Here is a 1,570-nt window from a genome sequence, read left to right as displayed (position 1 = left end):
GCTGGATCCGAACGCTGCGCGGCGGGCTATTCTCTGTTACCGTACTGCCAAGAGCAGCGTGGGGCGGGAGGGTACCGCCAGCTTCCTTCTGATAGGTTCACCGGCGGAGCTCACGGCTGGCGTGGCCTTGGCACTCGCCGACTGGCGTTGGGCTGTGGACACGCTTTTCGACCCGAACCGCGAGCCAGACCCGCATTGGCACGCGGACGACCGCGGTGTCTCCGTGCCAATGCCGTCAGAATTCCCCCACACGGCTCCAGCGGCTGGCGATAAAGAATTCGACGGCATCCTGTCGCGGATTATCGTCGATCTACTGGAAAATGCTGGAAATGATCCATACGGGTATCACCTGCTTGTGCCGGACGTCGGGCCGGTAATGGCGGTCGAGCTGCTGGGACATGTGCTGGGAGTTTTGGACAACGACTGGTGCGGTAAGATCCTCGAATATTTTTCTTTTTCGACCTCGCAGAAGGGCGGTATACCGGCCGCTACGGCACCGAGAGTGATATTCGCGACTCAGGATTTCACCTGGGAAGGTGGCACAGGCGGTGACCTGGCTATCCTGGGCGCGCGGAAACAGCCGCCGAAGCCGGAGTATCTCGATGCCGCTGATCTTCTTGTGGCAGCCACTCGCCGGCTGGACCGCCACGCGTTCAACAAGGCGATAAGTGGATCTTCTTTTGATCCGCACGATTCTTTCGGATCGTGCGGCAGGCTGATCCGCAACGGCAGACTGCGTCAATTTCTTGACAAAGGTGATGGAAACCCCATCCCGGCGCCACCGCCCACCCCGCCGCCCTGCGACGTCGAACCGACCCTGGAATTTTCGGTGAGCCCCAAGGCCGAGGTCGAGGCCCCGCCGCTGCCAGCCTTGGCACCTCCAGAGCCTCAGTTCGGATCGGCTGATCGTGGGCCTGTACGAAAACACCTTATCGAGGTATGCGGCTGGGGAGTCCGACTCCTGAACACCGCGGCCACCGAAACAGCGATCGTCAACGTTCTTGTCGATGTGATCCGCGATCTGGCCTGGCTACGCGAACGCGATGTACTGGCGCTGCGTTATGCCAGTCAGGTCAGGCTAGCCCCCACCGAAAAATTCGATCGGTCCAAATTCGAGCCCCGACGCCGTCCGGACCAGATTGGTCGGACGATATCGAACCCCGTCCTCAGGGTGGTCGACAAGGCTTTCACGGCGATCGCCGATGAAAGTTCGGACACCATGAATCTACTCCTCGGCGCCGTGCGTGATGCGATGGAAGAGGCTGACCCGAGCTATGCCAATGCACCCGGGGAGGAGCTCGGACGCCTTCGCGGGGTGGTTCGCGATCGGCAGGGGGAGTTTGCGCGGCAGCTTGCTGCGCGGCAGCGTACAGCGGCCAGGGAAGCACGCGACGCGGTGGGCGCTCTGTGCGAGGGCCGGCTCCTGGCGGGCATGCGGGACGAATCGTCCCGGATCACAGTACAGAATCCACCATCCACTTTCGAAATCATTGATCTGCTCGTCGATCTGTTCCGGCTCGGCGGTGGGCTGACCGGCCCGCACACCGCCACCTTGCATTGGATATGTTTT

Annotated in this window: 1 pseudogene; it reads left to right on the top strand. The window is 61.7% G+C overall.

Features of this window, described 5'->3' with window-relative positions:
* Positions 1-121: 121 nt before the first annotated feature.
* Positions 122-1,570, top strand: a pseudogene (locus tag MJ785_RS12760) (hypothetical protein); the annotation flags it as partial.

Origin of the sequence: Protofrankia sp. CiT1 (genome assembly GCF_917627335.1) — a bacterium.
Taxonomy (GTDB): domain Bacteria; phylum Actinomycetota; class Actinomycetes; order Frankiales; family Frankiaceae; genus Protofrankia.
This window is presented reverse-complemented; position numbering and strand designations above follow the sequence as displayed.